This window comes from Candidatus Neomarinimicrobiota bacterium, from assembly GCA_034716895.1.
GTDB lineage: Bacteria > Fidelibacterota > UBA8477 > UBA8477 > JABMPR01 > JABMPR01.
In genome coordinates, this window is record JAYEKW010000066.1 from 1 (window position 1) to 3,897 (window position 3,897).

2 protein-coding genes are annotated in these 3,897 nt (G+C 46.7%); both read left to right on the top strand.

The window, feature by feature from the left end; translation table 11 throughout:
* Positions 1–1,165, top strand: a 1,165-nt coding sequence (locus U9Q77_04560) for a C10 family peptidase (GenBank protein ID MEA3286628.1), incomplete at its 5' end; no start/stop codon positions are given.
* Between the two features lie 322 nt (positions 1,166–1,487).
* A complete protein-coding gene (locus tag U9Q77_04565; protein ID MEA3286629.1) occupies positions 1,488–3,773 on the top strand; it encodes a T9SS type A sorting domain-containing protein in 2,286 nt (761 codons plus the stop codon).
* Positions 3,774–3,897: the final 124 nt, after the last annotated feature.

A 3,897-nucleotide genomic window follows, 5' to 3' on the forward strand; every position in this document is an offset into this window, starting at 1 on the left:
GACTGCTTTGCACTATCATTTTCGCAGCAGTGGCCATTATACCAGCAGCAGTGCCACCGGGTTTATGTCACAGGTCATCGCAAATCTGGAAGATGGCAGACCCGTAGCTCTGGCTGTGAACGGTGCCGTGGATCATGCCGTTGTGGCCGATGGATATGCCAGTCAATACGGGCTGGTTCACATTAATTATGGTTGGGATGGTGATAATAACGGCTGGTATGATATCACGGGAGCTTTTTTACCTGGTTACTCCTATACTATTCTTGGTGCTCTGAAGGGCATCGTTCCCAATCCGATGATCAGCGAAGATATCGATTGGATCGATGAGGATAGTTTCGAGTTGAAGTGGTTAACCAGCCATCGTTTGTTTGCAGATCATTTTGAATTGCAGCAGAAACTGGGGAGTGGCAATTGGATCACCCTGAACTCTGCAATTACGGATACCAGTATACTCATCGATGTGAATTCGCCAGGTACCTACAAATATCAGGTGCGGGCAAATCGGGATAATATCTGGTGGGATTGGTCTCGCGAATTCACTATTTCCATTGGGAATGATGTGACCGTAGAATTTATCATCGACATGCAGGATAGACCCTTGATAGACGGGGAAGCGCTGGTTCTGTTGGGCAATATCGATCCCCTGGGAAATGTCCAGAATTCACCTGAATTTACCTATCAATCAAATGGGATCTACACCACGGAAGTTACTTTCGAAAATTCGTATGTGGGTGAGACCCTGGCTTACCGTTTTGGCGTCAGCGGTGCCGGAAATCCGGATATTGAGACCTTTAATCGTGAATATGATCTCAATGCTCAACCCTACCAAAGTCTTGACACATCCAGGTTTAATATCCCTGTCAGTATCACTGGACCGGTAGCGGCTGCTCAACCGGAAACCTTTGCACTTGGCCCGGTGTATCCCAATCCATTCAATGCCACTTTGAACCTCCCGCTGCAGATTGAGCAGTCCGGCATTTATGAAATTCAGATATTTGACCTGAACGGTAAAGCGCGGGGTAATCCCCGAGTTCAGAACTTCTCAAATGGCAGCCATCAGATTCAAATTGATTTCAACATCCTCCAACTTGCCTCAGGTGTGTATTTCATCAGGGTAAAGCATGCGGATATTTCCCAAATCACTAAATGTCAGTTATTGAAATAATGAAGCGTGTGACAAACATAGTCTTAAATCCGATTCGTCTTCGCGAACGACTGGAAGGAGTGCGGCGATCTGTATTCCTTAACCAAAGTTTGAGATTGCCACAGTCGGCAACTGCCTCCTTCGCAAAGACGACGAAAGCAACAAAACCCTTTACAGAAACTTCGTGCCTTGGTGCCTTAGTGGCTAAAACGCGAGAGCAGTTGACAGCAAGTATCCACAAAGACACAAAGGCACTAAAAAGGCGCTTTAATAAAACTTCGTGTCTTCGTGACTTGGTGGCCAAAAAGTTTTAATCAGATATCAAACATAGAGGAATGATCAGATGAAAAAAATGATACTAATACTACTGGTGCTGGCCCTGGCAGGTCTGGCCCAAACCAACAATTCTGTGGTTGCCGAAGTTGATTACTTCAATGCAACCCGCTATTCCGGTGCCCGCAATATTGCCCGTACATCAGATGGAAACATCTTTGTGGTTTTTGAACCTGCGGCTGACTATACCGAAGGCAATATGGAAATCCACTATGTTACCTATAACTCCTTTTTTAATGAATGGGATCCTGCGGTTCCTCTGAGCCAAAGTACTGAGAATGCGACGGGCATTCCCGCTGTTGTAGCTGATGATGCTGGAAGGGTTTTCGCTTCCTGGAAGGAATTAAGTGCTGATGGTATGCGAGATATGATGTTTTGCAAATGGGAAAGTGGCTCATGGTCAACCCCCATTGTGGCTGATGACATCGACAATAATGCGGGTGTGGGAACCATCAATATTGGTCCAGATGGTGACTTGTTTATTTCATTCTCGATCTGGAATGATCCAGCAGTATTTGATCCCAATATCTATGTCAGTCAAAGTTCGGATATGGGCGTAAACTGGAATACTACCAATCTGACAACTGAATATCCCACACCGGGTGAATTACCCTTCAATTATATGGATTCTGATATTGCCCCTTTGGAGGACACTCAAATGATGGCTGTCTGGGAGGACAAACCCCTGCCGGAAACCAACCAATATGAGATCATGATGTCCATTATGGATGCTGAAAACAACTGGTCAACACCGGAGATCATCAGTCCCTATCTGGATGGAACCCCTCAGGTTGCTCGCTATATCGATGGGTGTACTCCCAGGACAGAAGCGGTTTCAATTTATGAATTTAGTGGATTTGAGTATCCTTTGGCTGGTCAGTCCAACACGATCTACTACGATAATGGCAGCTCCAAGGTTCTTTCCACCTTTATGAATCCCTACTATCAGTTCCCCTTGAATGAGCGCGACAGTCTGGTGGCTTCAGTTCTAAATTTCTTTGGCGTGGTAACCTCAGGTAGCATTCTCTTTGTAGATGATGACAATAAATGGAATAATGAAGCCGCTGTCACAGAGCCGCTTGATAATCTCGGTTTCAGCTATACCACCTTTGATTGTGGTGATATTGGAGGGATTCCCACTGATTTGCCTCCTGCAGATAGTCTGACCGGTTATGATCTGGTGATCTGGTTCACCGGTGATGATGGGGTCCTGGATAATCTGGCATTGTGGGATGTTCAGGATATTGATAATACTGAAGTGACTGCTTTTCTGGATGCTGGCGGTGAGTTATGGATCGTGGGTCGGGATTGGATGTACGACCGCTATGGTGCTGCCGATGCTGGTCCAGAGGATAGCTTCAGCACAGGTGATTTTTGTTATGATTATCTGGGAATTCAGTCCTATGATAGTCAATCCTATACAGAAGCTGATGGAACTACGGGCGTGGCTTATCTCAATCTGGTGGACGGAACTGGCTTTGCTGGTCTGGATCCACTGGGATGGGGCAACGCCGGTGTCCGGGATGGTGAGCCGGTGATCGCTGCCGATCCCAGTGGCAATGTTCACATGGCTTTTTACCGCGCGAATGGTTCTCATATCCACTACATGAAGTACCAGGCTGGGAGCTGGAGCAATCCAGTTCAGATAGATGCTTCGGCAGATACACTGACAGTTCAGCGTCCTAGTATTACCGTTGATCCCAATCACGGGGTTTATATCACCTGGATGGAAAGGAATGATGAAGGTATCTATAATGTGATGTACCGGACTTCTCCTGATGCCGGATCTACCTGGAATGATGTGGCTCAACTCAGTGCCTGTGACTATGTGAATGCCACGAACTATTCCATCAAGAATCCCACACTGGGACGCAAGGTCAGGGAAGCGGGGATCGGTTTTGGCGGAGGCGCTGATGTGATCTGGACTCAGGCCGACGAGAACTCCAGTTTGGGTTATTACATCATGTATGGTAATATTCCTTATGTAGGCACAGTTCCAGTAGGTGTGGATGGTGAACCACAGGTGGTTGAAAGCTTTGAATTGACCTCAGTTTATCCCAATCCTTTTAACCCCTCAGTGAACATCGAATTTGTTTTACATGCTCCAGCGATGGTGGATGCCCGGATCTATGATCTGTCCGGTCGGGAAGTGGCTGTTATTGTGGAGCATAGACAAGTTGATGCAGGTCAAAATCAACTGCTTTGGAATGCTTCAGGGTTTGCATCCGGGGTCTATTTGCTTAAATTGGAATCACAGGGAAAATATCAGATTCAAAAACTGACATTACTCAAATAAGGGAGGAAGAAAATGAAAAAGAAACTTGTCCTTGCCGCTGTTGCGGCCCTGACAGTGGGAAGTACGGCCTATGGAGCCGGGTATCGCATCCCGGAACAATCGGTCAACTCCGTTGCCAAGGCAG

What these genes read in the sequence shown, in the direction of transcription:
- U9Q77_04565 (MEA3286629.1), top strand. Translation starts at nt 1,488, where the DNA reads ATGAAAAAAATGATACTAATACTACTGGTGCTGGCCCTGGCAGGTCTG.